This window comes from Sporosarcina limicola, from assembly GCF_014873855.1.
GTDB classification, from domain to species: domain Bacteria; phylum Bacillota; class Bacilli; order Bacillales_A; family Planococcaceae; genus Sporosarcina; species Sporosarcina limicola.
The window spans coordinates 92047-118998 of sequence record NZ_JADBEL010000012.1; the positions used below are offsets into that span (position 1 = coordinate 92047).

Here is a 26952-nt window from a genome sequence, read left to right on the forward strand (position 1 = left end):
ATTCCACTCCTTCCATCCATGAGGGTCTAGTTCTTTTTAGAGGATTGCTCCGTTACTTTCTCCACAATTGTTGCAATACCTTGGCCGACACCGATACACATCGTCGCCAAACCGTATTTTATATCCCGTTTATTCATTTCATAAATAAGTGTCGTTAAAATACGGGCCCCACTTGCCCCAAGTGGGTGACCAAACGAAATTGCACCACCATTCACATTGACTTTTTCCTGATTTAACTTCAATTGACGTATGCACTCGATTGACTGTGAAGCAAATGCTTCATTCAACTCAACGAGTCCTATATCTTCAACAGTAAGTCCAGCCCGATCCATCGCTTTTCTTGATGCATAGATAGGACCTAAACCCATCACAGCGGGTTCAAGCCCTGCTGATGCACCAGTAACATACTTGGCGAGCGGTTTCAAGTTCAATTCTTTCGCTTTCTCCGCACTCATGATAAGTAATGCGGCCGCACCATCATTCACCCCGGATGCATTGCCCGCCGTCACCGTGCCACCTTCAAAAATGGGGCGCAATTTGCTAAGACTTTCAATTGTTGTATCCGGTCGTGGATGCTCGTCCGTATCGACGATTATCTCGTTTCCTTTACGGTCTTTATAAACGACTGGAATGATTTCATTTTTAAATGCATTTTGTTCCAGTGCCACTTTTGCACGGCGCTGGCTTTCAAGTGCGAAAGCATCCTGCTCTTCACGTGTGATATTGAATCTTTCGGCAACATTTTCAGCCGTTTTTGGCATTGTATCAGAACCATACATTTCCTCTAATCTTTTGTTCGTAAAACGCCAGCCTATCGTTGTATCATAGAGTTTCATATCGCCCCGTGGGAAATCAGCTTCGGGTTTCCCCATAACGAATGGCGCACGTGACATACTTTCAGTTCCGCCTGCAATGAAAATATCCCCTTCCCCGGCCATAATTGCTCGGGAAGCATACATCACGGCGTCAAGTCCTGAACCACATAGACGGTTAATGGTCGTCCCACCCACTTCAATAGGAAGCCCCGCAAGTAAAGCGGACATTCTTGCCACGTTTCGATTGTCTTCTCCTGCCTGATTCGCATTTCCGAAAACGACCTCTTCAATTTGTTCTGGTAGAAGATTCGGATTTCGCTCAAGTAGCGCTTTAATGACAACAGCACCCAGGTCATCCGGTCTAATCGATTTCAACGCCCCTTTATATCTCCCGAACGGTGTGCGTACAGCATCTACAATAACTACCTCTTTCATTTTTTATCCTTCCCCTCTTTGTTCGTATAGTCATACACTCCTTTACCACTTTTTCGTCCGAGACGTCCTGCCTTCACGTATTGCTCTAGAAGTGGTGCAGGTCGATACTTTTCACCAAGTTTTTCATGTAAATATTTCAGATTATTAAGGCGGGCATCAAGACCGACAAGATCAACAAGTTCAAAAGGACCCATCGGATAATTCAAACCTAATTTAATGGCCTTATCGATATCTTCAGGCGAACCAAGTCCTTCTTGCAACATGTAAAACGCTTCATTTCCAACAAGGGCGCTAATCCTGCTTGTTACAAAGCCAGGAAACTCATTAATGACAACCGTTTCCTTCCCCATATTCTTAGCTACCTTTTCAATTATTGCGGCTGTTTCATCACTTGTTTCCAAACCACGGATTATTTCAACAAGCGGCATTTTATGTACCGGATTAAAGAAGTGCATGGCAATTGTTTTTTCTGGACGATTTGAAAACGATGCAATTTCAGTTGGGCTCATTGTTGATGTATTGCTAGCGAAAAAACAGTGCTCAGGTGCATGTGCTTCAATCGTTTCAAACACTTTCTTTTTAATTTCCACTACTTCCGGGACCGCTTCAATTATCAAATCGGCAGTTCCAGCTGCGATTGCCAAATCTGTTTCAAAACTTAAATTTGCCCTTGCCTTATCCGCTGCATCACTAGAAATCTTGCCACGTTCCAGCCCTTTTTCAAAAATAACTCCAATTTCTTTTTCAGCATTCTGTAAAGCTTCCTTATTAATATCAACGATGGTCACCATATAACCACCAATCGCTCCCACATAAGCAATGCCTCTACCCATTACACCAGAGCCGACCACAACAATATTATTAATCATATACTTTCCCCCCGTGCTTTTAATAAGTAAGGAACAGGTGTCCTTCCGGCCCCTGTTCCTTATTCTTCATTGTTATAGTCCGAACGGATTTAGTGGACGTGAACCGTAATATGACATAATGCTCTTTGTTTCCGAATAAAGGTCCAGTGTTTCAATTGCGAGTTCCCGACCGAACCCGGATTGTTTGTATCCACCGAATGGCGTACCTGGGAACGCAGAGAACGGACAATTAATCATCACAATTCCCGCTTCAATTTGATTTGCTACACGTGTTGCACGTGCGCCATTTGTCGACCAAATAGCAGAAGCCAAACCAAACTCTGAGTCATTTGCCAATGCAATCGCTTCTTTTTCATCTTTAAACTTCGACACAACAACGACTGGTCCAAATATTTCTTCTTGGACAACTTTCATGTCTTGTGCCACGTTTCCGATAACCGTTGGGGCATACCAATAGCCATTTTCAAAGCCAACTGGATTCAATACTTTTCCGCCTGCAAGTATTTCAGCACCTTCATCGATTGCAGATTGGACATACCTTTCAATTGTATCCATCTGATTTTTATCAATTACTGCACCCAAATGCGTTGCTTTATCAAATGGGTTTCCAACTACAAGCTTGTTTGTTTTTTCGATGAATTTCTCGACGAACTCATCGTAAACACTTTCATGGATATAGATACGGGATCTTGCATCACAAGATTGTCCTGTGTTGTTATAAATACCGTAAATTGAACCATCTACCGCCGCTTCAATATCTGCATCTTCAAAAACAAGGTTTGGAGATTTCCCGCCAAGTTCAAGCGTTACGCGTTTCAATGTATTGGAAGCTCTGCCCATAATATCTTTTCCAATTGGCGTAGAACCCGTAAATGCAACTTTGTTAACCAATTCATGTTCTACTAAATAGTTACCTATTTCAGAACCTGAACCTGGAAGGATGTTGACCACACCTACCGGAACACCTGCTTCAAGACAGATTTCTCCAAGAATAATTGCTGTAAGCGGTGTCAATGATGCTGGTTTGATAATGACTGAACAGCCTGCTGCAATCGCCGGGGCCACTTTCCAAGCAGCCATCATTAGTGGATAGTTCCACGGAATGATTTGCGCGCACACACCGACAGGTTCTTTTTCCGTATAGTTATGAAATTGCCCCGGTACAGGGTTTACTGAGCCTCTGTGGCCAACGAGAGCACCTGCATAAAATTCGAAGTCCTCAACCGCTTGATTAATCTGCGCTTGAGCGGCACTAAGGGATTTACCCGTATTTAAAACTTCAAGTTCAACTAACTCATTAAAACGACTGCGCATAATTTCAGCAATTTTATTCAATACACGTGAACGTTTATTGACAGGAAACCTTTTCCACTTCCCATTATCAAATGCTTCTCTTGCGGCCTCCACCGCTTTTTGGGCATCTTCTTTTGTTGCTTTCGCTACTTCAGCAAAGACTTCTCCAGTGGCGGGATTGTATACTTTCGTACGACCACCATTGCTGCTTTCAACTTGCTCACCGTTAATGAACAGTTTATAAAAATCACGCTTCATTGACTGCGTTTCAGTTTGTGTTTCAGTTTGTGTTTCTTGCGTTTTCGTCATGATTATTCCCCCTCTTATCTTCCTCTAAATTCAGATTTTCTTTTTTGCATAAAAGCGTTTACACCTTCACGATGATCTTCTGTCAATCCTGCGATGCGCTGACCTTGTGCCTCTTTTTCAAGGTAATCTTCGAATGAAAGATTCGTTGCGTCTTTCAATGAACGCTTTATGAGGCCAATCGCCTTGGTCGGCATCGAAGCAAGACGCGCTGAAAATGCGGTGACTTCCTTTGTCCAGTTATCTTCCTCGATAGCACGTAAAGCAAGACCAAGTTCAACAGCCTGCTCCGCAGTTACTTTCTCCCCTAATATCGCAAGTTCTGCCGCTTTTGCAAGACCGACAAGCTTTGATAGATAGTAAAGGTTACCGGAGTCTGGAATAAGTCCAACGTGAATAAAAGCATTCATTAAACTAGCACGCTCAGAAATAAGCCTGAAATCACAAGCAAGCGCAAGGCTGAATCCCGCCCCCGCGGCTACGCCATTAATGGCCGCTATGATTGGCTTTTCACATTGGCGTATCTGCATAATCATTGGACCATAATGATCACGCAGCACTTGCCCGTGATCCATTTCTTCCGTCACTTCCGATAAATCCTGTCCCGAACAAAATGCACGTCCCTCGCCTGTAATAACAACACAACGGACGTCGTCATCCTGGGCAGCCGATCGTATCGCATCTTTGATTTCTCGATTCATCTGGGCAATAAACGCATTCAATTTATCGGGACGGTTTAAAGTGAGCCAGGCAACACCATCTTTTATATCGTAGGTAATCGTTTCAAACATGAAGCCTCGCCTCCTTCATTTCCCTTTATAATTCGGCTTTCTCTTTTCAATAAAAGCTTTCATACCTTCTTTTTGATCTTCCGAGGAAAACAGTAGATAGAAGTTTTTTCGCTCATATTGCATTCCTTCGTAAAGTGGGTAATCCACCGCTTTATTTACAGAATCTTTGATAAGTCGCAGGGATAATGGCGGCATGACCGTGAGTCTACCCGCAAATCTAAGGGCTTCTTCCATTAATACCTCAGGAGAAACGATCCGATTAATGACTCCATGATTTAACAGTTCTTCAGCCTGGATTCGTTCCCCAGTCCATAACCACTCAAGCGCCTTTGATTTGCCAACTAACTTTGTTAACCGCTGCGTTCCACCTGCACCTGGCATAACACCAAGACTCACTTCTGGAAAAGAGAATTCCGTTCCGCTCGCCGCAATCAGCATGTCACAACAAAGGGCAAGTTCAAAGCCCCCACCAAAGACGAAGCCATGAACAGCACCGATTACCGGTTTTTTAATAAGAGCAAGCTTATCCCAATCCTCAAACTGATTTAACAATTCAAGATGGATTGGATCCGCTTCAGCCATCTCATCGATATCGGCACCTGCCGAAAAAGCACGACCTTTTCCGGCAATCAGAATAACACGTACGTCATCATTTCTATCAAATGACTCCATCGCACGCAAAATTTCGCTAACCATCTTACGATTCAATGAATTATATTGACGGGGCCGATTCAACTCAATAACCGCGATCTGATTGTCGATCGTTGTGTCAATGAACTCATAATCGCTCATTATGCGTCCTCGCCAATCATTAACGTGACAATTTTACCCGCGAAGCCCATCAAGTCTTTCCCTGAAGCTTTCCCCTCATCTGAACGAAGACCTGCTTGAAGCGATTGCAAATCATCATAGATCATCTCGCACATTAAGTAGTAAGCCGCTTCGCCTCCCATTGGAGAACCAGTCATTTTCGTCACTTTCATTTCACGTAGACCCGGGATTTTTGCAGTGATTGGTGCATGCACATTGAAGTAATGATTATCGAATTCTTCTTTGTTCTCAGGTTGTTTATAAAGCGCAATTAGTTTAGTCATTTTTTCTCCTCCATTTTACATTAATGTTGATACAGGTTTCATCGCTTCAAAAGGGGTTTTACAACTCCTGCAGTATAAAATACTTCTACAAGCCGTTGGTCCAAAAATATTTTCCATCGTCACATAGGTAGAGTCACAGTACGGGCAATCCACATGCCATGAACCATCTTCCTCCAAGTGGCGGGGCGGGGCCGCAATTCCAAACTCTTTCAATCCCGCACGCCCTTGTTCAGTAACTCGATCCGAGGTCCATGGCGGGCTGTATATGAAATCTACGGTTACTTCAGCTACCCCAGGAATACCTTGCACTGCCTTCCTCGTATTCTCCCTTATAATCTCAAGGGCTGGACAGCCTAGAAACGTGGGTAGCAAAGTCACTGTAACGTGGTTGTTTTCCGCTTCGATTTTCTCTACCATTCCGAGATCCACAATGCTTACCGTATCAATTTCCGGGTCTTTGACATTCCAAAGAACTTGTAACACTGTGTCATTCTTCAAATCTGTAGTAGTAACCATTACAGACACCTCTTTCTAAATTCGAATTACCAACTGGCAGAAAGATCCATTCTGTACACTTCAGATAAGGTTGCAATCGCTTCCACCAAATCCCTTGTATGCTCACCATTACGACCATTTCTTTCCGCGTTTTTGGGAACCACTGGCAAATCATTACCTAGTTTTTCAAACATAGGCGTAATTGCCAAGATCCAATTTTCTTCCAAATCTTCTTCTGTTGCAATGATATCAAAACGTTCAATCGCTTCTTTTTGGTCGCCGTATGAAAACACGTCCCCAAAATCCGCCATAACTAACTTAATCGCATCGGTCATTCTTACCTTCGCATCTTCTGTGGAGCTAAGTAACTGTTCGAACCACACTCTCCAATGCATTAAATGATAATAAATTTCCATATTAACTTTGATTGCCACTTCCGCAAGAGGTTCATATGAACTGTTACGTAGAGAATCAATCTTCACTTTTTTAGCTTGTGTATAAAAATAGCTTCTCACAACAGTATATGCCCAGTCATATTGAGGTGTATCCATGTAATACCCTTCTCCGTTCACCCGCTCCGTCAAGACACTATTTCGTCTTTCTTCAGCAGGTCGTAGATGGGCTAAATCATCGGCCTTCCCCGCTCCCAGGTTTTCCAATAACATATAATACATTGCCGAGTGTCCCATTGTATCTTGCGTGATTGAAGAAGATGCAACATCTTCTTCAATATGGGGTGCAAGACCTAGCCATTCAGATGCGCGATATGAAAAGAGAAAGTCATCATCAGCCAGCTGGAATAGAAGCGCTTTCACTGCTTCCCGCTCTTCGACACTTAATACTTTTTCCGTATTACTCATTTCTTTCTTCCCCCTGCCCATGACAATATTTCCTTTTCATCCAGCATGCCTTGTTCGTATTCGCGCCACTTTTTCCGCAAATAACCATAGCCCTTTGTTGTTCGGTAATCTTTATTGTCCAGTCTTGGAAGCGACATTCTCTCTTCCTCACTCATACTGCGGACATTCTTTCGATTTACAACCCAGATGTCTACAACAGGTTCGCGACGCATAAAGTTTTCCTGCGCCAAGATTAGTGCCATATCTTCATTTGGAGCGAGCAAGTTGAATTGATGTTGAAATGAAGATGTTGGTGTCCGCTTGCTAAATACTTCATATTCCTGATAAAACGATTTCGTTTCTGACATTATCCTCGATTCCCCTTTCTACACCCATTTAGTTTACCTTTGCACTAAGTGCTTCACGAACCCACGCGTTGTTTTCATATGATGAACGACGTAGATTTAAACGCGCCTGTGATCGCGGTCCATTATTGCTAATAATTTTTCTGAATTCCGCCCAGTCTGGCTGTTGGTAAATCCATTCCTTACTTTCTTCATTAAAATAAATTGTTTCATCTGGGATTGTCATTCCGAGTGATAGAATACGTGGAACATACTTATCCAAGAAACTTTGGCGTAACTCTTCGTTCGTATTGATACGAATTTTGTATCTAATCGTAGCTTCTTGTTTAGATGTACCTGTTGTAGCTTTACTTTCAGGTCCAAAGAACATAAGAAGTGAGGGCCACCAACGATTCAATGCATCTTGGACCATCGCTTTCTGTACGTCTGTTCCTTCCGCAAGCGCCATAATGATTGCTTCGCCGTGTTGCGCATGGAATACTTCTTCCGCACAAATACGCTGCAAAGCTTTTGCGTACGGTCCGTATGAAGCACCAAGCATATTTGTCTGTGTGATGATGGCCGCTCCATCAACAAGCCAACCAATTAACCCTGCGTCTGCCCAGGTTTTCGTTTCCATATGGAAGACATTATGAAACTTCAAGTCTTCATTAAACAGATCTTGCATCAAATCGCCACGCGTTTTTCCATACGGTTTTAACAAATCCTCCACCACACGAAGAAGAAGCTGGCCATGACCCATCTCATCTTGTACTTTCGCCATAATCCCAAGTTTCCGATAAAGCGACGGAGCTTTAGGCACCCATTCTTTTTCAGGAAGAGCACCCATAATTTCACTCATTCCATGCATTGAGATTAATTTAATTAACGTATCTCGATATTCCCGAGGCATCCAATCGTCTGCTTCAATTTTTTCTCCTGCAACAATCCGCTTCATAAAATAGATCATTTTTTGATCTTCAGTCATTATAACCATGTACTTTTTTCCTCCCTCACACCAATTTGTATTAAAACGCTTGTAAATGATGTAACAGTTTTTAAACGACAACAAACTATGTTGTTATATATAAGAATAGTATAGTACATCGATATATTTAATGCAAATGTATTCTGATTAATTTAAATCATATGTCTTCACATTACATGGAGAAAATGATGCAATCGGGATACATGCGATTATATGAGTAGTGACATTAAATTAAATTTGTTATACTTCTTCGAGAACAATTGGATATGATGCGACTTTAATAGAATCGGTAGGACAGCCTTCTAATGCATCTTCAAGATCATCGTAGAAATCTTCATCCACCTCTACCCTACCTTCGTTATCATCGAGATGCACAAACGCAAATCCTTCGTTGTTATAATCAAATATATCTGGCGCACTCGCCCCGCAAGCTCCACATGCAATACACGTTTCTTGGTCAACAACAGTATATTTAGCCATACCGTCCACCTCCTTTTTATTCACCGTAAACAGTTTTGTTATTCACTGTCCGACTTTCACTTTCTTATCTTCTGTTTGCTCCATAAGCGTTGTACTGTGAACCGCTTGTACTTTCGCCGTTGGATCAATGTAGACCTTCGCGTTACTAATCGCTGTTGGGGCCTCGCCAAATCCGGTTGCAATCAACTTCACTTTTCCTTCATACGTGCAAATATCTCCAGCTGCGTAAATACCCTCAATATTCGTTTCCATTTTCGAGTTGACGACGATGCTGTTTTTTTCTATTTCAAGACCCCATTCGCTAATCGGACCGAGCGAAGAAATAAAACCATGATTTATGATCACTTCATCAACAGCAACCACTTCTTGATCGCCCTTCACTTTTTCAAGGACAACCTGTTCGATGCTATTTTCACCAATAAATTCGATAGGGATGAACGGCGTCTTGACTTCCACTGATGAGTTCATTAAGTTTTCCACACTAGCTTCATGCGCACGGAATTTATCTCTGCGATGTATGAGCGTCACTTTTTCCGCGATTGGTTCAAGCATCAGTGACCAGTCAACAGCCGAGTCGCCTCCGCCAAAAACGTGGACATTCTTACCCGCGAACTGGTTTAAATTCTTTATGAAGTAATGCAAGTTTTTCCCTTCATATTTCTCTGCTGTCTCAATTCCTAGTTTTTTCGGCTGAAATGCCCCGTTACCTGCCGTGATAATAATGGCTTTTGAAAAATGTACCGCATGATTTGTGGTCAATTTAAACGTACCATCCTCTAGTTTCTCCACTTGTCGAACATCCTGTTCAAGTGTGATCATCGGTTCGAACTGAGACATTTGTTCCACCAAGTTATCAATGAGCCCCTGCCCACTGATTTTCGGAAATCCAGCTATATCGTAAATATATTTTTCAGGATATAACGCGGAGAGCTGACCTCCGATTTGTGGAAGGCTTTCAATAATGTTCACAGACATTTTTCTCATGCCAGCGTAAAATGCTGTAAATAACCCAACAGGACCTCCACCAATCACTGTCACATCAAAGACATTCTCATCGTTACTCATAAATAGACTCCTCTTCTCCAGTTTCTAGTTTCACTTTCCCGCGTATTAGCAACTATCGCTCTAAATACATATTATATAAATCTCATCATCCCGTAAAAGAAGTCTGCAATGAGATTTCTCATTCCTCCAATCATCACGTTTGATTATATAACGTAATTAAAACGACTCACTTAGTTTATGTTATACAAAGTATATTAATACTTAGTTTAAACAGTGTCAACCAATGCAGGCGATGGTTTATCGAAAAAATGATTACTTCATCCCTATCAAAGAATAAGTTCCTTCCATATAATATGAAACAAGATGCCGTTATATTTGTAATGGCATCTTGTTTCTATATAAGTTGAATTTAAGTTTTACATTTTTGTTGATTCAACATATGCTTGTTTGACGCGTTTGTTTCAATTATTCAAGTATAAATGGGCCGATAGATCTTTCGTTCAACTTATATAAGTTCTTATTTATTTTTCAAGTAACATCCATTTACCATCTTTAACAACCGCCATAACCAAGCTATCCGCTGTTAAACCATTATGATCTTTATCAGAAAAGTTGAACACACCTGTTGTACCGATCCAGTTAGTAATATTATTCTCCAAGTGTTCACGAATTGCTTCACGATCTGTAGCTCCGTTTTTCAACGCATCGATTACAAGCATAATGTTGTCATAGCCGTAAGAACCGAAGTTTGTTGGCTCACTACTGTACTTATCCGTATACGCTTTGTAGAAAGAAGAAATGGCATCGAATTGTACATCATCCCCAGAAATCTGGCTAGGGAAGAGTAGTTTACCTGTAGGGATAACTACACCTTCAGCAGCAGCTTCAGCTAATGTAATAAAGTTCTGGTTTGCAATTCCGTGACTTCCGATAATAGGCAAGTCAATACCTAAATCACGTGTGTTTTTCGCCACAACTGCCGGTCCAGGATTTGTACCCCAAACAACAATCGCTTCTGCTTTTGCTCCGTTGATTTTTGTAAGTTGTGCACTCATATCAGGATCTTGTGTGTTGTAGCTTTCTTTTGCTACAATTTCAATTTTGTATTCGTCCGCGAGTGCTTCCATTTGCTCAAGTCCACTTGAACCAAATGCGTTGGAGTCAATAATCGTCCCAATCTTGCTGATCCCCTGCTCATTCAAGTACATATACACACGCTCAACCGCATGTCTGTCAGATTGTGGTGTTTTGAACACCCATTTTGCATCTTCAACAGGCTCAACAATATGTGTACTTGCTGCCGCCGAAATCATCGGTACTTGCTGCTGTAACGCAATTCCTTTAATTGCAAGGCTCTCCCCACTACCTGATGAACCTAGAAGTACAAGAACTTTTTCATCATTAATCAAACGGTTTGCTTCCTGTGTTGCTTTTTCTTGACTTGATTCATCGTCGGCTAAAATAATTTTCAACGGAACCCCGTTAATGCCGCCTTCACTATTGATTTTCTCTTCTATTAACTTCGTTGCATTCCATTCTGGCTCGCCAAGCGGGCTATTTGGTCCGGTTTTTGAGTAGATTGCTCCGATTTTATACTCGCTTACTTCCCCAGAGCCTGCACTGCCACCCGCTTTACCAGCTTCTTCTTTCTCTACGCTTTCGCTACATGCCGCAAGAAACAATGCAGTCATCATAGCCAAAAGCAATGGCAATAGTAATTTTCTCATTAGTAGTTATCCCCCATTTTAGTTTACTGTGTGGCCCAAATACGCTTCTTTTACTTCAGGATCATTCAACAATTCTTTAGAACTTCCACTTTTGACAATTTCACCGTGGGAAATAACATATCCACGGTCAGCAACTTTTAAAGATGCGGTAACATTCTGTTCGATCAATAATACTGTTGTACCGAATTCAGCACGTAAATTCCGGACAAGTTCAAGCACATCTTTGGCAATCAGCGGAGCCAATCCCAACGAAGGTTCGTCAAGCAAAAGCAACTCCGGCTCCGCCATGACTCCTCGGGCAATGGCGAGCATCTGTTGTTGCCCCCCAGACATCGTTCCACCTAGCTGATTTTTCCTGTCCTTTAATATCGGAAATAAATCAAAAACTTTTCCAATATTTTTTTCAATGTTTTTCATTTTTGATTTTTTACGATGATGATAGGCACCTAAATATAAATTGTCCAACACTGTCATCGTTGAAAATACTTGCCGGTGTTCAGGAACATGTACAAGATGTTTTTCAACGACTTTTTCCGCTTCCATTCCAGCGATATTAACCCCCTGGTAGATAATACTGCCACCAGTTGGCTTCAGAAGTCCTGAAATCGTTTGTAATAATGTTGTTTTACCGGCCCCATTCGCTCCGAGCAACGCAACGATTTCTCCTTTATTGATAGCTAAGGAGACGCCTTTCAATGCTTGAATAGGTCCATAACTGACCGATAAATCGATGACCTCCATTAATTTATCCCCGTTCATATCGCCTCCTCCTCCACCTCTTCTTCATCTATATCAGCACCTAAGTAGGCAGTGATAACAGCTTCATTCTCCTGAATTTCTTTCGGTGTACCTTCAGCTATTTTAACTCCCTGATCCAGAACGACGAGCTTATCACAAATGCTCATGACAAGATCCATATCATGTTCGACAACCAGAACTGTAACACCCGTATCACGCACTTTGTTGATCAATGCACTCATTTCCTGTGTCTCTTTATGATTCAGACCAGCCGCGATTTCATCCAGTAGCAATAGTTTCGGTTCTGTTGCAAAAGCTCTCGCGAATTCAAGTAGACGTAATTTTCCAAGTGACAAGCTGGATGCCTTCTGATCAAAAATGTCTTGCAAACCGAAAAATGCTAAGTAACTCATCGCCTGATCATATACTTTCCGCTCTTTTCTGGTTATTCCAAGAAGTAACGATGCCATTCCAAACAAGTTTGTCTTCGTTTGCATATGCTGACCGACCATTACATTTTCGATGACCGTCATATTCTTAAATACTTGCAAGTTTTGGAAGGTTCGTGAAATTCCCAATGGTGCAACTTGATATGCAGGCAACTTTTCAATGCGTGTCCCCTGAAAGGTAATAGTTCCCGTAGTAGGCGGAAAAACAGAAGAAATCATATTGAACATGGTACTCTTCCCCGCACCATTTGGTCCGATCAGCCCAACGATTTGTCCTTCTTCGACTGTAAATGAAACTTCACTATTGGCCACGACACCGCCAAATCTTTTCGTAATAGAGTCAACCTGTAACAATTAAAATCGCCTCACTTTCATGAAATCACCTTTTTTTCATTACCTTTTTGCCGCCAGTTTTAACATTGATTTTTTACTGGACCGTTTTGTCAATAAAGCATCAAACCAGTCAGCAACAGTAGGAAACAAGCCGCGTGGTAAGAAAATGACAACCAACATTAAAATCAAGCCGTAAATGACATGTTCAAAGTCACTTGTAATGAAAGGAAACTTCTCCCCAAGCATATGAACGACAATGCCGACCATTCTAATAAGCAGTGTACCGATCAGCGCGCCCCACACACTTCCACTTCCACCCAACACAACCATTGCCAAGAAAAGAATAGATGCATCAAACGTAAATGCCGCCGGAGAAATACTATAACTCATATGCGCAAATAACCAGCCTGCCAGCCCGGCAAACATGGCGCTTAGAATGAATATTTGCATTTTATATTTACTCGTATTCACACCCATCGAACTTGAAGCGATTTCACTATCATGAATAGAACGAAGTGCCCGCCCGACTCTCGAATGAACAATATTCAACGACAGGATTAAGACGATAATCACAAAAAACCAAACAAGATAATAATAAGGAATTCCTTGATTTATCGTATAACCGAATAAGTTAAGTTGGGGAATTCCGAAAAACCCGGACGCTCCCTTTGTCACACCCCGCCATTCCACTAATAACGTATGTACAATAATTCCTAATGCAAGTGTCGCCATCGCAAGATAATAACCACTTAATCTTGACATCGTATAGCCCATAATAAAGGCCAACAATCCCGGGAAAAGTAGAGCAATCGGTAGACTTACCCACGGACTCCAACCCATTGTCGCCGTCAAGACAGATGTCGTATAAGCCCCTATACCGTAAAAGGCAGCTTGTCCAAGTGATATTTGACCTGCATATCCCATTAATAATCCGAGACCAATCGCAATAATCGCATAAATGCCGGCGAATGTTGCTTGCGTTAAATAAAATGACTGTGTAACGATGAACGGGAATACAAGGATTGCCAAAGCAAAAACTAGCACGCCCATCCATTTGGTTTGTTGAACCCCTTGCAGCTTCATCACAATCCTCCTTTTCCAACGCTTTTTTCACCCAAAATACCACTCGGACGAATTAACAAAATTAACAGGATTGCAGAAAATGTAATTGCATCCTTCATCCCTGAACTGATATAGCCAGCTCCCAACGATTCAAGTAAACCAATCAATAATCCACCAATAACAGCTCCTGGAGCACTTCCAAGACCACCTAATATTGCTGCTGAGAAACCTTTAATGCCAAGCATTGTACCCATATCATAAGAAGGGAACATAATGGGAGCGATAGCTAGACCCGCCAATGCACCGAGCGCCGCACTCAATGTGAATGAAAGCGATGACATTCTTTTCGGGCTGATTCCCATCAGACGTGCTGCTAAAGGATTTACTGAGGAAGCTTGAAACGCTTTACCGACCATTGTTTTATCGATGAGAATATAGAGTAGGAAAACGACTAAAAGCATAATGACGACTACCCAAATTGCTTGTGGTGTAATAGTAGCATTGGCAATGTTGACCGGGGTGTTTTCCGTGAACGGGGCAACCCGTAGTTGGTCTTTCCCCCAAACCACACTGGCAATTCCACGAATAAATATAGCTGTTCCGATCGTCAAAATAATCAAACTGATCGGATCTGCTCCCTTTGCCCGTCTAATTAGGAGATACTCCATTATCCAACCCAATATTGAAACGACTATAATCGTGATAACAAACCCGAGAAGGTAGGGCACTCCGGCAGACGTTAGCGAATACATCGTCAAACCGCCCAACATCACAAATTCGCCTTGGGCTAGATTAATAACCTTCGTAACACTATAAATCGTAACAAAACCGAGAGCGACGATGGCATAAATACTGCCAATTGTCACTCCTGTCAATGTAAATTGTAAAAGATCCCCCATCACATACACTCCTTTTCCGATTTGCTAGTTATACACCAACCGGGTTTTTTTCCCGCTTATCGACTAATCGGATAGCCTTTCCTTCTGAACGCGGAAGCGTTTTTGGCGCGTTTACTACAACATCAATTGATATCAGACAAGTGGATTTCATCTGGTGTTGAATCTTTCTCTTTAATGCAGTAATCGTATCGTGTTTCAAGTCTTCACCAATTTCATTGTAAAGGACTGCTTCACACTCAACATGCAACTCTATACCATCCATTGCACCTCTACGAATCAAATGAATTTGATACACTGGAACAAGTCCGCTTACTTGGAGAAGTTCTCTTTCCATTTCCGATGGGAAAACGTTTACGCCACGAATAATAATCATATCGTCGGTACGACCTTTAACACGTGACATTCTCGTCGTTGTTCTGCCGCATTTACATTTCTCGCGGGTGATGGAAGCTATATCTCCTGTGCGATAGCGGATAATTGGTAGCGCTTCCTTTTGAAGACTGGTAAAGACAAGTTCACCGCTTTCTCCATCTGCAAGTGGAGAAAGTGTATCCGGATCAATTACTTCTACATAGAAATGATCCTCTGCTATATGAAGTCCATTCTGCTCTTCATGGCATTCAATTGCTACACCAGGTCCCATAATTTCACTTAACCCATAAATATCAACTGCTTTAAAATTCAGTTTTTTCTCAAGAGTAGCACGCATTTCTTCCGACCATGCTTCCGCCCCGAGAATACCATATTCTAGATTCGTTTCACGTGGATCTATCCCCATATCTTCCATCTTTTCAACGATGCTTAGAATGTAAGAAGGTGTGCCACAAATGCCTCTTGGCTTCAAGTCATTAATAAGCGTAATCTGCCGTTCTGTATTCCCACCGGAAATCGGCACTATCGCAACGCCAAGTTCATCTGCCCCTTGGTGAAGTCCTAGTCCGCCGGTAAATAATCCATAGCCATATGCGTTATGAAAAACATCCGACTTCTTTCCACCAGCCGCAACGATTGCTCTTGCAACAATAATTCCCCAATTCTTTAAATCATTTTCTGTATAACCAACTATTGTAGGTTTACCACTTGTCCCGGATGATCCGTGAATCCGATGTATTTTTTCTATTGGCTCGGCGAATAGTCCATATGGATATGTATCACGAAAATCTTTCTTTATCGTAAATGGCAGTTTCATAATATCTTCTAAAGATTGTATATCCTCCGGCTTAATACCAAGCTCATCAAACTTTTTTTTGTAAAAATCAACGTGATTATATACCTTTTCCACTGTTGACTTTAGATTGCCCAACTGCCACTCTTCCATTTGAGCGCGTGAGGCTGTTTCAATTTCTGGATTGTACATATAGCTTTTCCCCCTAATCACTTTGTTAGTATTTTAATAGCTTAGTTATATAACGAATAATAAACGAGGTGTGTATTATTTGTAATAAACAATAGACTAATACATAATTCAAACAAAGTCAACACTAATTTCTGAACATTCACTCCGATAGATTTTTGAATGTTATTTAAAATCAGAATAACAAGTGATACCTGATCTATCGGTATAATTGCAGTTCAGTTGATAATCTAGGGGAGCTATCAACTTAAAAGTAAACCATTCCGATAAAAAAAACCCTAGCTTTTCGTTCTTAGAAGATATCATAATAATACATTTTTATAAAAAAAAGAATTCAAATAAAGGGAAATTAACAAATTATATCATATAATTTATCATTAAATGTATTTATTGTATTGAGTTAAAATATAAAAACGGTGTAAAAATACAGGAAATAAAAATGATTAGTATCATGCGAAATGACTAAAAGAAGGACTCGTTGTTGGTTATTTCACAGGAAAAAACGGGGTTTTAATTTTATATAAAAAATATTTTTAAAATCGTTAATTATATGAAGAAACATTTTTATAGTTTGTAAATAAAAATAGTAAAAACCGTCACACTCTTTGTCTATAGACAAAGAGTGTGACGGTTTTTTCGCTAAAGTGAAATGGATGATTACTCTCACTTCGAGTGACGGATTTATCACATATACCCTTTTTTCTTGTAGTTCATCTCCTTATCATTGATACTAAGACTATTTTACTGTCACCGGCACTGCTTTTTCAATCGCTTGTTTAAGGTCTGCAATCGTATCTTCCACCGATTCAAGGCCTACTGAAAGTCTAATCAATTCTTCCGTTACACCCGATTTCGTCAAGTCTTCTGAACTAAGTTGCTGATGCGTCGTGGAAGCCGGATGGATAATAAGCGATTTCGCATCGCCTACGTTGGCAACATGCGACCAGATTTCAACGTTATCAATCACTTTACGTCCTGCGTCACGTCCGCCTTTGATGCCGAAAATAATGATGGAACCGAAGCCATTTTTCAAATACTTCTTCGCGAGGTCTGAGGATGGATGATCTTTATTGCCTGTGTATGTTACCCATTCAACTGACGGATGTTGTTTCAGGAATTCCGCTACTTTAACCGCATTTTCATTATGCCTTGTTACACGTAAATGAAGCGTTTCAAGTCCTTGTAAGAAATTAAATGCACTATCCGGATCTAAACATGGACCAAAGTCACGCAAGAGCTGCACGCGAAGTTTCGTCGCAAATGCTGCACCCGCTGTATCAATACCGTAACGTAGACCGTGGTAAGAATTATCCGGTTCCGTGAAACCAAGGAATTTCCCTTGCGTCCAATCAAATTTCCCTGCATCGACAGCAATTCCGCCAATTGTCGTACCATGTCCACCAATCCATTTCGTCGCGGAATGAATGACAACATCCGCACCGAATTCAATTGGGTTCGAACCGTATGGCGATGGGAAAGTATTGTCAATAAGCAACGGAATACCGTTTTCATGTGCAATGCTCGCAACCGCCTCAATATCAAGTACATGAAGGCTTGGGTTACCGATTGTCTCTCCAAATAATGCTTTTGTTTTATCTGTAATCGCTGCGCGGAAATTTTCCGGATCTGTCGCATCGACGAATTTCACATTGATGCCGTAACGTGGTAGCGTGACCGCGAATAAATTATACGTACCGCCATACAAATTGCTAGCTGCCACAATTTCATCTCCAGCACCTGCGACATTTAGGATTGAGAAAGCGATTGCCGCCATACCTGAGGACAAAGCTACTGCCGCAGTTCCACCTTCAAGAAGTGCAACGCGCTCTTCAAACACAGAGACTGTCGGATTCGTAATACGTGTGTAGATATTCCCCGCTTCTTGTAGAGCGAATAGTTTTTGAGCATGTTCCGTGTCACGAAATACAAAGGCTGTAGTTCTATGAATTGGCAACGCACGTGATCCCGTCACCGGGTCAGGCTGTTGTCCTCCGTGTAAAAGAATCGTTTCGGGTTGAAGTTTTGTCATTGTCAGTACCCCCAATAGTTTTTTAGATGGCTGCTCTATGCGGAGGCGTCGGGGATTTTACGAAATAAAAAATAACCCCCTTCGCTTAAGAAGAGGGTTATGCTTTCGCTTATTCCTCCCCTTATCTTTCAGATCGTTTGCACGAATCTGTAGGAAGTAGCACCTTTGCAAGTTGGTCGCTTGCTGGTTGCTGGGCATCGTAGGGCCTAATCCCTCCGCCGCTCTTGATAAGAGTTTATGAATCATTCAGTTTTCCATCTTGTGAAATAGTATATTGGATTTCTTACTATAAAGTCAAGGATTATTTCTTTATTGTTCTGAAACTTGCGTCTAGTAGAAATGTTAGTATTGGATTAGAAATGTTTTGGGGGAGTTCGTATGTGGGTCTGGATTTTAAGTGTGTTTATTTTTGGATATGCCAACGGATGCTTACATGGGTCCGTTGTTGCGCAGAAGATATCCGGGGTTAATTTAAAAGAAACGGGTGTGAAAAATGCCGGCGCTTCGAATGCGGCGATTGTGCTTGGCAAGAAGTTTGGTGCACTTGTTGCGGCAATTGACATTGGAAAAGGCGCTGTCTCTGTACTTGTGGTTCGATTCGTTGCCGCACGTGCAGGATTACCCGAGGATATGATAGTAATGCTGTTATTTTTGGCAGGCGTCGCAGCTATCATTGGGCATAATTTTCCGTTCTATATGAATTTTGACGGCGGAAAAGGCACTGCGACGATGATTGGTGTATTACTTGCGCTGGATTGGCGTTTTGGACTTGCAGGGTTTACGTTGTTCGTAATCGTTGCGCTCGTGACAGATTTCCTCGTTTTGGGTGTACTGATGCTATATATCACAATGCTTGTCATCGCAGTTTGGTTGGACGGCTACTGGCCAATGTTGATAGCGGTCTTGTTAATTACAATGGCGGTTTGGAAGCATATTGAGAATTTCAGGCGAATGAAGGATGGAAGTGAGAAGCGAGTGTCGGCGGTGTTTAAGAAGAAATAAATGAATAACTGAGAACCCCTTAACCAGGAATTCTCAGTTTTAACACAGTTACATACTTATTCATTTTCCTTAAACACTTTTTTCAACACGGATACAATGAAATCGAAGTCTTCATCCATACAAGATAGCGGTGGACTTAGTGCTAAAATATGGTTATACCCGGCAACGGTATATCCCCGTTTCTCCCGATAATCAGACCGGTCGCTTTACAGCCGCCGATAATCTTTGCCATACGGTCATTGGTTGCAGGCTCTTTCGTTTCTTTATCTTCCACAAGTTCAATCCCCATGATGAACCCGAGATTACGGATGTCCCCAACATACGGATGATTTATTAATTCTGCTAGTTCCACTTCAAGACGGTCTCCTAGTTCTGCTGACCGCTCAACGAGGTTTTCTCGTTCAATAAATTAGCGAGTATTGGATTGTTCTTGGTTCTCGGACTTTATGTTATTTTTGAATGGTATCCTGGCGTAGCAGTGCCTGGGACAGTTAATTTATTGGGCGCAGGCGGGATTCATGCCAAATGGTTTTGGGTCAGTCCTGTTAGGAATTACGGTAGTTATCTTTTCATTCATGGGTACTGAAATCGTAGCTATTGCAGCAGGTGAGTCTGATCATCCGTAAAAGCAGTTCGAATCGCAACAAATAGTGTCATCTGGCGCATTCTTATTTTCTATATTAAACTAAAAAGAAAAGAGTCAACTCATTCAGCGACTCTTTACTAGTAGTTCGACTGCTTCCTTCACAATTTCTTCTTGTGTACTTGATTTATCATTATCTATGTTTTGAATGCACTCAATCAGATTAGAGCTTACAATGACGCCAATTGTTCGATCGATTGCTGATCGTGAAGCTGATAATTGGGTGATGACATCTTTACAATTTTTGTTTTCATCCATCATTCTTAAAATACCTTTGATTTGGCCTTCGATTCGTTTCAATCTATTTTTCACTTGATCGTTATATTCCATACCCTCAGCTTCTTTCATTGATTTCCTACATCTGACACTATACCCGTCAAGGTATGATGTCAATACGTATGCATATGTTGATTAAAATAACACGTGATGAGCCACTAAATACAATGTTCCTGCAAGACTCGTCAAAATATGGTATACTAATCGTAGACAACTTATAGGATATCGTTTATGATTAGTTGTTTTACGTCTTTATCCATTTTATGCTTGGGATTTTGCCTAAGCTTTTTTTAGTCGATTGAGAAGACGAAATACACAATAGGGGGGATTCGAATGGCTTTTCCGCGCAGAGAAAAAGAAGTTTTACCATTTGTCGCTGCACGCAAAATCGATGAAAAAATTTCGTTCGTCCGTAATGACCACAAGGTAAATGGTACTATTTTCAAAATTCTCGAGAATTCTGTCATTGTTGAAATTTCAGGGGAGGACGCTGAACGAATTGGCGCCGCTTCAAATCTCACTGTCGTTTCACATAAGAACTATTCAGTCGTCTAACGATTTTCTCAAGACTGCCTGTATGCCGGATCCATTTCCGTCTGCAGTGCAGTTTTTTTGTTGCTAGGAAATTATACCACACATGAAGGATTTTCACGTCGATTTAGCGAAAAGAACAGAGGAAAGGAGTTGTCGTTATGGCTCGTAATTTGTTACTTACTATAATTTGTTTTAATGGGCATCATCTATATTTTCTTCATCCCAGCTGATCCAACCGGATTTAAGATTTTCATGAAACTTATTCCGATGGCACTAATTATCCTATTCGCGGTGATAACCAGGCCTTTGTTTTCCCTTACCTATAAACAGATCATCCTTGCAGGGGTTTTTGTCTGTATGATTGCGGATGGGGTTATTTACTGGTTTTTTGCAGGACTCGTCACTTTTTTCATCGGCCATATTTTTTATATTCTTGCGTTCCGACATGCCAGGCGAAAGCAAGCTCCAATATGGGCCGCTGTTCCTCTTCTCCTTTACGGATTTGGAATGGCCTATTGGATTGCGGGATCGCAATTTAAGATCGGACAAACCATACTTGGCGTCGCCATCATCGCCTATATCGGCATTATTTTAACGATGGGCTGGATGGCTATCCGCACGCGGTTGAAATTAGCGATTATCGGTGCGATGCTATTCATATTCTCAGATTCTGTACTTGCAATTGACAGGTTCGTCTACGCTATTCCCTATCGAGATATGTTTGTCATGGTGACTTATTATGCGGCACAAATTTTCATAGCAGCAAGTGTCGGCAGCCGAGTCGTCAAGTATTCCGTGAATCCGAACAATCTGATAAGATAGAGGTATCGTTAATTGAATCTAGGAGGAATTTTTAGAAATGAAAGAAAAATTGATTGAGCGCCTTATACGCTACGCAGAAATCGATACTGAATCGAATGCGGCAAGTTCATCTACCCCATCGACAATGGGACAATGGGATTTGTTACATGTACTGCAAAAAGAGCTTGCTGACATCGGGTTACAAGAAATTACACTGGACGACAATGGCTATCTATTTGCGACGCTTCCAGCTAATACAGATCGCGATGTGCCTGTCATCGGATTCCTTGCCCATGTCGATACAACAACCGACTATACAGGGAAAAACGTTAAACCACAGCGAATCGACAACTATGATGGAAATGACATACAACTAAATATCGATATAGCCATGAAAGTAAATGACTTTCCCGAATTAAAAAATTACGTCGGACATACCCTCATTACAACAGACGGTACGACCTTGCTGGGTGCTGATAATAAAGCGGGGATTGCCGAAATCATGACAGCGATGGAGTTCTTATTGGCTAACCCGGATTTTAAACACGGTAAATTACGCATCGCATTTACGCCGGATGAAGAAATCGGACGTGGACCACATAAATTTAACGTGGACGAATTCGGCGCAAAATATGCCTATACAATGGACGGAGGACCCCTTGGCGAACTGCAATATGAGAGCTTCAACGCGGCAAGTGCACGGGTCACTCTTCGTGGTAAAAGCGTACATCCAGGTTCCGCGAAAGATAAATTAGTGAATTCCATTTTGTTAGCCAATCAATTCCAAGCTGCAATGCCAACGGATGAGGTTCCAGAAAAGACGGATGGCCACGAAGGATTTATCCATTTGATGAAGTTTAACGGATCTATCGAGGAGACAACACTTAACTACATCATCCGGTATTTCGATCGTGATACGTTCGCGGCGAGAAAACAGCTAATGCTTGAGACGACTGACCAGTTGAAAAAGGAATATGGCGAGGAAGCTGTAACGCTTGAAATCGCGGATCAATATTTCAATATGGGCGAAAAAATCGAGCCTGTCATGGAAATTGTCGATATCATGTCCGATGCTTTCAAAAAACTTGCTATCGAACCGAATATAGTCCCGATACGTGGTGGAACTGACGGCTCGCAACTATCCTATATGGGCATGCCAACGCCGAACATTTTCACTGGCGGCGAAAATTACCACGGTAAATACGAGTATATTTCAGCCGATAATATGGTAAAAGCGACGCATGTTATTATCGAAGCAGTCCAACTGTTCGAAGAGCGCGCATAAGGGGGTTCCCGCATGAAGGCAATATGGATTGGTATACTCTCCTCCGTATTTTTCGCAGTCACATTCGTTTTAAATAGATCCATGGAATTATCGGGAGGAAGCTGGCTTTGGAGCGCTTCTCTCCGCTATTTCTTTATGGTGCCATTTTTAGTTGCCATCGTCGCTTACCGAAAAGGACTCGGTGATGTGAAAAGGGAAATGGTCGCGAAACCTGCCCCTTTCTTCATTTGGAGTGTCACGGCCTTCGTTCTCTTTTACGCACCACTTACTTTCGCGGCAGCTTACAGCCCCGGATGGTTACTAGCCGGAACTTGGCAATTGACGATTGTGGCGGGGGTTTTGCTCGCTCCGTTATTCACAATTGTCGTGAAAACGCAGGATGGCGAGAAGAAAATCCGACATAAGATTCCTATCATTTCATTGGGCATCACATTGATTATTTTTGTCGGCGTCGTACTCATTCAGATTCCGAATGCGAAAGATGTAGGAATGCAGACATTATTGCTCGGCATCTTACCTGTCATTGTAGCAGCTTTCGCCTATCCACTTGGCAATCGTAAAATGATGGGCTTGCTTAACGGGCGGCTTGATACATTTCAGCGGGTACTCGGCATGACACTTATGACCATTCCTATTTGGATTGGTTTTGCGATTTACGCGTGGCAAACGGTTGGCCTTCCTTCTATGAATCAGGTTGGGCAATCATTCATCGTCGCCATCAGTTCCGGCGTTATCGCCACAACGCTCTTTTTCATGGCAACCGATCTTGTCCAAGGCGACCAAGGAAAGCTTGCGGCTGTTGAAGCAACCCAATCAACGGAGCTTATTTTTGCGATAATCGGTGAAATGTTTATTCTTGGCATTGCACTCCCTGGTCCGATTGCGCTCGTCGGTATCGCAATCATTATTATCGGAATGGCCTTACATAGTTACCAAACTGCACTTGCGAAGAAAAAATTGCCCGCCACCGATTAGAAGGTGCGGGCAATTTTTAATTGGTGCGGCGGGAATCCCCCCCGTCTCGGAGGTGGTTGTGGTTATCACCGCCTTGGTACACTTTATCACCGCCTCGGGACGAGTTATCACCGCCTTGGTGCACTTTATCACCGCCTCGGGACGAGTTATCACCGCCTTGGTGCACTTTATCACCGCCTCGGGACGAGTTATCACCGCCTTGGTACACTTTATCACTGTCTCGGGACGAGTTATCACCGCCTTGGTACACTTTATCACCGTCTCGGGACGAGTTATCACCGCCTTGGTGCACTTTATCACCGCCTCGGGACGAGTTATCACCGCCTTGGTGCACTTTATCACCGCCACCGCCATAATTCACCTATTTCCCCGATTCAATCCCGATCATATACCCCAATCATCTCGACTGCTTTCTCCGTTATCGACGTGTCAATTGCTTTGTCGAAGTCGATATCGCCTCGGATGGCGCCGTTTGCTTTATAGGTATCGTATTGCTTTTTAATGTCGTCGATGAACATCTTGCCATCCGGATCTAGTCCAGTAACGTTCACTTTATCCCATAGCGCTGGGTCTTTCAGTGCTGTATGCATGGTCATGATTTCAATCACTTCATCTTTGCCTTCCCCTTTGATGAAGGCGTCGTTGTAATCACGAACCCCTTTCAAATAGGCAGACATGAATCGTAACGAAATATCCTGTTCTTCACTCATAAATTTCGGCGATCCAAGTACCATCGCAATTTGAGATTCGGGTGCATAATCCGTCGCATCACCGAATCGGACATGGAAACCTTTGTCGACACCCTGTGCGATGAGCGGCTCGATATTGAGTGCTGCATCGATTGTTCCAGACTCAATTGCACCGAGCATAGCACCGAAATCGCTGATGTGAACATATTCCACATCTTCTTCGGTCAAACCAGCATGCTTGAGCATTTCCTGGTAGATATAGCCGTCTATTGAATTTCGTGATGATACTGCAATTTTCTTTCCTTTGAAATCGGGATAATCTTTTAATTCATCGACCATATGATTGCCGATGACAAAAGTAAAATAGGATTTTCCAGGCACATTATGCCCTTTATCCGCAATAATCTTTACGTCAATACCTTGCGCGATTGCGTTAAAAAATGATGCGGTTGAAACGCCGCCCGCAATGTCAACTTCCCCTGCGGCTAGTGCCGGAAGCATGTCATCACTATTCGCAAACTGCGCAAATTCCACTTCGATATTATAATCCTCGAAATACCCTTTCTCTTTTGCAATGTAAAAGCCCGCCCCAGACGCCGACCCATCTTCCGCAATGACCACTTTTGCCCTTTTATCGAGTGGCGCCAAATCCCCTGACGGATAAACTTCGGTCCCTTTTCCAGGCGTTTTACCTTCTGTAACTGACTTCTCCGTCTCTTTCGGAGAGCAGGCACCCATTAGTAACACCAATGCGAATAATGAGATTAGCCAACCGCTTTTCATCCACCTCGCCATAGAACCTCTCCTTTTCACTCGTCTTCCCGCCTTGACCGTTGCACTTCCTCTTGCAGGTGTTTCCATATGTCAATAAACCGTCCCGCCATGACCGGATCTTCTCGAATGTCCTCCATCTTACGTGGGCGCGGCATATCCACAATAATTTCTTCTATAATTCTCCCCGGTTGCGAACTCATAAGGAGAATTCGGTCACTAAGCAATAACGCTTCGTCGATACTATGGGTGATGAACAGCACCGTCTTCCCCGTCTCCGACCAGATTGACAGCAATTCCTCCTGCAAGATGAATTTATTCTGTTCATCGAGCGCGGCGAACGGTTCATCCATCAAGAGGATTTCTGGGTCATTCGCAAACGCCCTTGCGATGCTCACCCGCTGCTTCATCCCACCCGACAGTTCTTTTGGATAAAGTGAAGAAAATTTTTCGAGCCCCGTCTTTTTCAAATAATACGTCGTCCGCTCTTTTACAATCTTCTTCGGCATATGACGCATTTTCAGTCCGAAAGCTACGTTCTCCTCTACAGTGAGCCATGGAATGATGCCTCTTTCCTGGAACACCATGGATTGGAGCGGACGTTCTTCGCCATCATTCGCAATTGTGAATACACCGATACTCGGTTGTTCAAGTCCCGCCAAAATGCGGAGGAGCGTCGTCTTTCCGCATCCGCTCGGTCCAACAAGGCAGACGAATTCACCGTCTCCGATTGTGAAACTAATATCATCAAGCGCTGTGACGCTCCCTTGTTTTTTATAGAATGCCTTCGTCAAATTGTGTATTTCAATCTTCGTTTTCCTTTCCATCCGCTCACCTCCACGGTAAAATCTTTTTCTGGATTCCTCGTAGCAACAGCGAGAATAGATAGCCGAAAAACGAAATAAGGATGAGCCCAACGTACATTTCCTGCAATAAAAACGCTTTGTACGAAGTCCAAATTAGGTAGCCAATTCCAGACGTCGCACCCATCATTTCTGCAGCCACAATTGTCAGAAGCGCAATCGCCTGCCCCATCTGAATTCCTTCCAGCATAACGGGCATCGCACCTGGCAAAGCGATTTTTAGGAAAAAATTTACTCTGCCTGCTCCATAATTTTTCGCTACGTCCAAATAGATAGAGTCAATGTTAATAACGCCGGCTGCTGTATTGATGACGACAGGGAAAAAGACACTTCCCGCAATCGTAACAACTTTCGACAAATCCCCAATTCCGAAAAGAATGATCATAATTGGTAGCAAAGCAAGCGTAGGAATCGGCATGAGCGCCATGACAATCGGTGAAACGAAATGTCGGATTGGTGAATAGAGCCCCATGAGTAGCCCGACGATGATACCCGGAATGACACCCGCAAGAAATCCGACGAAAATCCGATACAAAGAAACGCCGATGTGACTTGCCATCTCCCCGCTTGAGATCATTCCACAAAAAGTGTTTACGATAGCAGAGGGCGGTGGAAAGAAACGGATATCAATCATTCCTGTCCTCGACATGAATTCCCATAGTAAAAGTAAGAATAATGGCGAGGCGATTGTCAACATCTGCTTTAGCCGTTCTTTCGTTTGCCTTTGTTTCCATTCACGCTGTTCAATTTCAAAAGATTCATATCGAA

The 26952-nt window shown here is 42.4% G+C and carries 30 protein-coding genes, 1 pseudogene and 1 riboswitch; of the genes and pseudogenes, 6 read left to right on the forward strand and 25 right to left on the reverse strand.

Going from position 1 to position 26952, the window contains the following annotated elements:
- Nucleotides 1–26: 26 nt before the first annotated feature.
- The 19 genes from H4683_RS11795 to H4683_RS11885 all read right to left on the reverse strand — a co-directional run bounded on the left by H4683_RS11795 (nucleotide 27) and on the right by H4683_RS11885 (nucleotide 18345).
- Nucleotides 27–1250: a thiolase family protein gene (locus tag H4683_RS11795; RefSeq protein ID WP_192599039.1), complete on the reverse strand. Its 1224-nt coding sequence runs from the start codon at nucleotides 1248–1250 to the stop codon at nucleotides 27–29.
- Complete coding sequence (locus H4683_RS11800) at nucleotides 1247–2119, reverse strand: 3-hydroxyacyl-CoA dehydrogenase (RefSeq protein ID WP_192599040.1); 873 nt, start codon at nucleotides 2117–2119, stop codon at nucleotides 1247–1249. Before H4683_RS11800 ends, H4683_RS11795 begins: the two co-directional genes overlap by 4 nt.
- 72 nt (nucleotides 2120–2191) lie before the next feature.
- The gene (locus H4683_RS11805) at nucleotides 2192–3721 is read right to left on the reverse strand and encodes an aldehyde dehydrogenase family protein (protein WP_192599041.1); all 1530 of its coding nucleotides are present in this window, start codon (nucleotides 3719–3721) and stop codon (nucleotides 2192–2194) included.
- A 14-nt stretch (nucleotides 3722–3735) separates the two neighbouring features.
- Complete coding sequence (locus H4683_RS11810; RefSeq protein ID WP_192599042.1) at nucleotides 3736–4509, reverse strand: enoyl-CoA hydratase-related protein; 774 nt, start codon at nucleotides 4507–4509, stop codon at nucleotides 3736–3738.
- Between the two features lie 15 nt (nucleotides 4510–4524).
- Nucleotides 4525–5301 carry an enoyl-CoA hydratase/isomerase family protein gene (locus H4683_RS11815; RefSeq protein ID WP_192599043.1) on the reverse strand — a complete coding sequence of 259 codons (777 nt, stop codon included), beginning with the start codon at nucleotides 5299–5301 and terminating at the stop codon, nucleotides 4525–4527.
- Nucleotides 5301–5603, reverse strand: a complete 303-nt coding sequence (locus H4683_RS11820; protein ID WP_192599044.1) for an EthD family reductase — start codon at nucleotides 5601–5603, stop codon at nucleotides 5301–5303. The genes H4683_RS11815 and H4683_RS11820 overlap by 1 nt, the downstream gene beginning before the upstream one ends.
- 15 nt (nucleotides 5604–5618) lie before the next feature.
- Nucleotides 5619–6119, reverse strand: coding sequence for a 1,2-phenylacetyl-CoA epoxidase subunit PaaD (gene paaD / locus H4683_RS11825; protein ID WP_192599045.1), 501 nt, complete (start codon nucleotides 6117–6119; stop codon nucleotides 5619–5621).
- A gap of 26 nt (nucleotides 6120–6145) precedes the next feature.
- Nucleotides 6146–6958, reverse strand: a complete 813-nt coding sequence (paaC, locus tag H4683_RS11830; RefSeq protein ID WP_192599046.1) for a 1,2-phenylacetyl-CoA epoxidase subunit PaaC — start codon at nucleotides 6956–6958, stop codon at nucleotides 6146–6148.
- On the reverse strand, nucleotides 6955–7305 hold the full coding sequence (gene paaB / locus H4683_RS11835) for a 1,2-phenylacetyl-CoA epoxidase subunit PaaB (RefSeq protein WP_192599047.1): 351 nt from the start codon (nucleotides 7303–7305) through the stop codon (nucleotides 6955–6957). Before paaB ends, paaC begins: the two co-directional genes overlap by 4 nt.
- 28 nt (nucleotides 7306–7333) lie before the next feature.
- Complete coding sequence (paaA, locus tag H4683_RS11840) at nucleotides 7334–8278, reverse strand: 1,2-phenylacetyl-CoA epoxidase subunit PaaA (RefSeq protein WP_192599048.1); 945 nt, start codon at nucleotides 8276–8278, stop codon at nucleotides 7334–7336.
- A gap of 231 nt (nucleotides 8279–8509) precedes the next feature.
- Nucleotides 8510–8749 carry a ferredoxin gene (locus tag H4683_RS11845; RefSeq protein WP_192599049.1) on the reverse strand — a complete coding sequence of 80 codons (240 nt, stop codon included), beginning with the start codon at nucleotides 8747–8749 and terminating at the stop codon, nucleotides 8510–8512.
- 42 nt (nucleotides 8750–8791) lie between these two features.
- A complete protein-coding gene (locus H4683_RS11850; RefSeq protein ID WP_192599050.1) occupies nucleotides 8792–9814 on the reverse strand; it encodes an NAD(P)/FAD-dependent oxidoreductase in 1023 nt (340 codons plus the stop codon).
- Between the two features lie 461 nt (nucleotides 9815–10275).
- Nucleotides 10276–11481 carry an ABC transporter substrate-binding protein gene (locus H4683_RS11855; protein ID WP_192599051.1) on the reverse strand — a complete coding sequence of 402 codons (1206 nt, stop codon included), beginning with the start codon at nucleotides 11479–11481 and terminating at the stop codon, nucleotides 10276–10278.
- A gap of 18 nt (nucleotides 11482–11499) precedes the next feature.
- Nucleotides 11500–12240 (reverse strand): ABC transporter ATP-binding protein, encoded by a 741-nt coding sequence (locus tag H4683_RS11860; protein ID WP_192599052.1) that lies wholly within the window; start codon nucleotides 12238–12240, stop codon nucleotides 11500–11502.
- Nucleotides 12237–13022 carry an ABC transporter ATP-binding protein gene (locus tag H4683_RS11865; protein WP_192599053.1) on the reverse strand — a complete coding sequence of 262 codons (786 nt, stop codon included), beginning with the start codon at nucleotides 13020–13022 and terminating at the stop codon, nucleotides 12237–12239. Before H4683_RS11865 ends, H4683_RS11860 begins: the two co-directional genes overlap by 4 nt.
- Nucleotides 13023–13061: 39 nt before the next feature.
- On the reverse strand, nucleotides 13062–14084 hold the full coding sequence (locus H4683_RS11870) for a branched-chain amino acid ABC transporter permease (RefSeq protein WP_192599054.1): 1023 nt from the start codon (nucleotides 14082–14084) through the stop codon (nucleotides 13062–13064).
- Nucleotides 14084–14962, reverse strand: a complete 879-nt coding sequence (locus H4683_RS11875) for a branched-chain amino acid ABC transporter permease (protein ID WP_192599055.1) — start codon at nucleotides 14960–14962, stop codon at nucleotides 14084–14086. The genes H4683_RS11870 and H4683_RS11875 overlap by 1 nt, the downstream gene beginning before the upstream one ends.
- A 28-nt stretch (nucleotides 14963–14990) precedes the next feature.
- Nucleotides 14991–16319: a phenylacetate--CoA ligase family protein gene (locus H4683_RS11880; protein ID WP_192599056.1), complete on the reverse strand. Its 1329-nt coding sequence runs from the start codon at nucleotides 16317–16319 to the stop codon at nucleotides 14991–14993.
- Nucleotides 16320–17052: 733 nt separating this feature from the next.
- The gene (locus tag H4683_RS11885; protein WP_192599057.1) at nucleotides 17053–18345 is read right to left on the reverse strand and encodes an O-acetylhomoserine aminocarboxypropyltransferase/cysteine synthase family protein; all 1293 of its coding nucleotides are present in this window, start codon (nucleotides 18343–18345) and stop codon (nucleotides 17053–17055) included.
- Between the two features lie 118 nt (nucleotides 18346–18463).
- Nucleotides 18464–18579: riboswitch (SAM riboswitch) on the reverse strand.
- A 144-nt stretch (nucleotides 18580–18723) separates the two neighbouring features.
- On the opposite strand from H4683_RS11885, the gene H4683_RS11890 reads away from it, so the two are divergent.
- The gene (locus H4683_RS11890; RefSeq protein WP_192599058.1) at nucleotides 18724–19347 is read left to right on the forward strand and encodes a glycerol-3-phosphate acyltransferase; all 624 of its coding nucleotides are present in this window, start codon (nucleotides 18724–18726) and stop codon (nucleotides 19345–19347) included.
- A gap of 142 nt (nucleotides 19348–19489) precedes the next feature.
- On the opposite strand, the gene H4683_RS22160 is transcribed toward H4683_RS11890, so the two are convergent.
- Nucleotides 19490–19699 carry a hypothetical protein gene (locus H4683_RS22160; protein WP_338062461.1) on the reverse strand — a complete coding sequence of 70 codons (210 nt, stop codon included), beginning with the start codon at nucleotides 19697–19699 and terminating at the stop codon, nucleotides 19490–19492.
- 42 nt (nucleotides 19700–19741) lie between these two features.
- Between H4683_RS22160 and H4683_RS11900 the strand changes: the two are divergent.
- Nucleotides 19742–20029: pseudogene (locus H4683_RS11900) on the forward strand (GABA permease); the annotation flags it as partial.
- 27 nt (nucleotides 20030–20056) lie between these two features.
- Here H4683_RS11900 and H4683_RS11905 read toward each other — a convergent pair.
- Nucleotides 20057–20320 (reverse strand): metal-sensitive transcriptional regulator, encoded by a 264-nt coding sequence (locus H4683_RS11905; RefSeq protein ID WP_192599078.1) that lies wholly within the window; start codon nucleotides 20318–20320, stop codon nucleotides 20057–20059.
- A gap of 279 nt (nucleotides 20321–20599) precedes the next feature.
- Between H4683_RS11905 and H4683_RS11910 the strand changes: the two genes are divergently transcribed.
- The 4 genes from H4683_RS11910 to H4683_RS11925 all read left to right on the forward strand — a co-directional run bounded on the left by H4683_RS11910 (nucleotide 20600) and on the right by H4683_RS11925 (nucleotide 23861).
- Nucleotides 20600–20821 (forward strand): DUF2187 family protein, encoded by a 222-nt coding sequence (locus H4683_RS11910; RefSeq protein ID WP_192599059.1) that lies wholly within the window; start codon nucleotides 20600–20602, stop codon nucleotides 20819–20821.
- 174 nt (nucleotides 20822–20995) lie between these two features.
- Nucleotides 20996–21622: a lysoplasmalogenase gene (locus H4683_RS11915; RefSeq protein ID WP_192599060.1), complete on the forward strand. Its 627-nt coding sequence runs from the start codon at nucleotides 20996–20998 to the stop codon at nucleotides 21620–21622.
- Nucleotides 21623–21659: 37 nt separating this feature from the next.
- Nucleotides 21660–22886 carry a peptidase T gene (gene pepT / locus H4683_RS11920; protein WP_192599061.1) on the forward strand — a complete coding sequence of 409 codons (1227 nt, stop codon included), beginning with the start codon at nucleotides 21660–21662 and terminating at the stop codon, nucleotides 22884–22886.
- 12 nt (nucleotides 22887–22898) lie between these two features.
- Nucleotides 22899–23861 (forward strand): DMT family transporter, encoded by a 963-nt coding sequence (locus H4683_RS11925; RefSeq protein ID WP_192599062.1) that lies wholly within the window; start codon nucleotides 22899–22901, stop codon nucleotides 23859–23861.
- Between the two features lie 16 nt (nucleotides 23862–23877).
- Here H4683_RS11925 and H4683_RS21405 read toward each other — a convergent pair whose 3' ends face one another.
- The 4 genes from H4683_RS21405 to H4683_RS11940 are packed head-to-tail and all read right to left on the reverse strand — an operon-like array spanning nucleotide 23878 to nucleotide 26881.
- Entirely contained in the window at nucleotides 23878–24222 is a 345-nt protein-coding gene (locus tag H4683_RS21405) for a hypothetical protein (RefSeq protein ID WP_225942059.1), read from the reverse strand.
- A gap of 13 nt (nucleotides 24223–24235) precedes the next feature.
- Complete coding sequence (locus H4683_RS11930; protein WP_225942060.1) at nucleotides 24236–25345, reverse strand: ABC transporter substrate-binding protein; 1110 nt, start codon at nucleotides 25343–25345, stop codon at nucleotides 24236–24238.
- A 14-nt stretch (nucleotides 25346–25359) separates the two neighbouring features.
- Nucleotides 25360–26148: an ABC transporter ATP-binding protein gene (locus H4683_RS11935; RefSeq protein ID WP_192599063.1), complete on the reverse strand. Its 789-nt coding sequence runs from the start codon at nucleotides 26146–26148 to the stop codon at nucleotides 25360–25362.
- Between the two features lie 4 nt (nucleotides 26149–26152).
- Complete coding sequence (locus tag H4683_RS11940; RefSeq protein WP_192599080.1) at nucleotides 26153–26881, reverse strand: ABC transporter permease; 729 nt, start codon at nucleotides 26879–26881, stop codon at nucleotides 26153–26155.
- Between the last annotated feature and the right edge of the window lie 71 nt (nucleotides 26882–26952).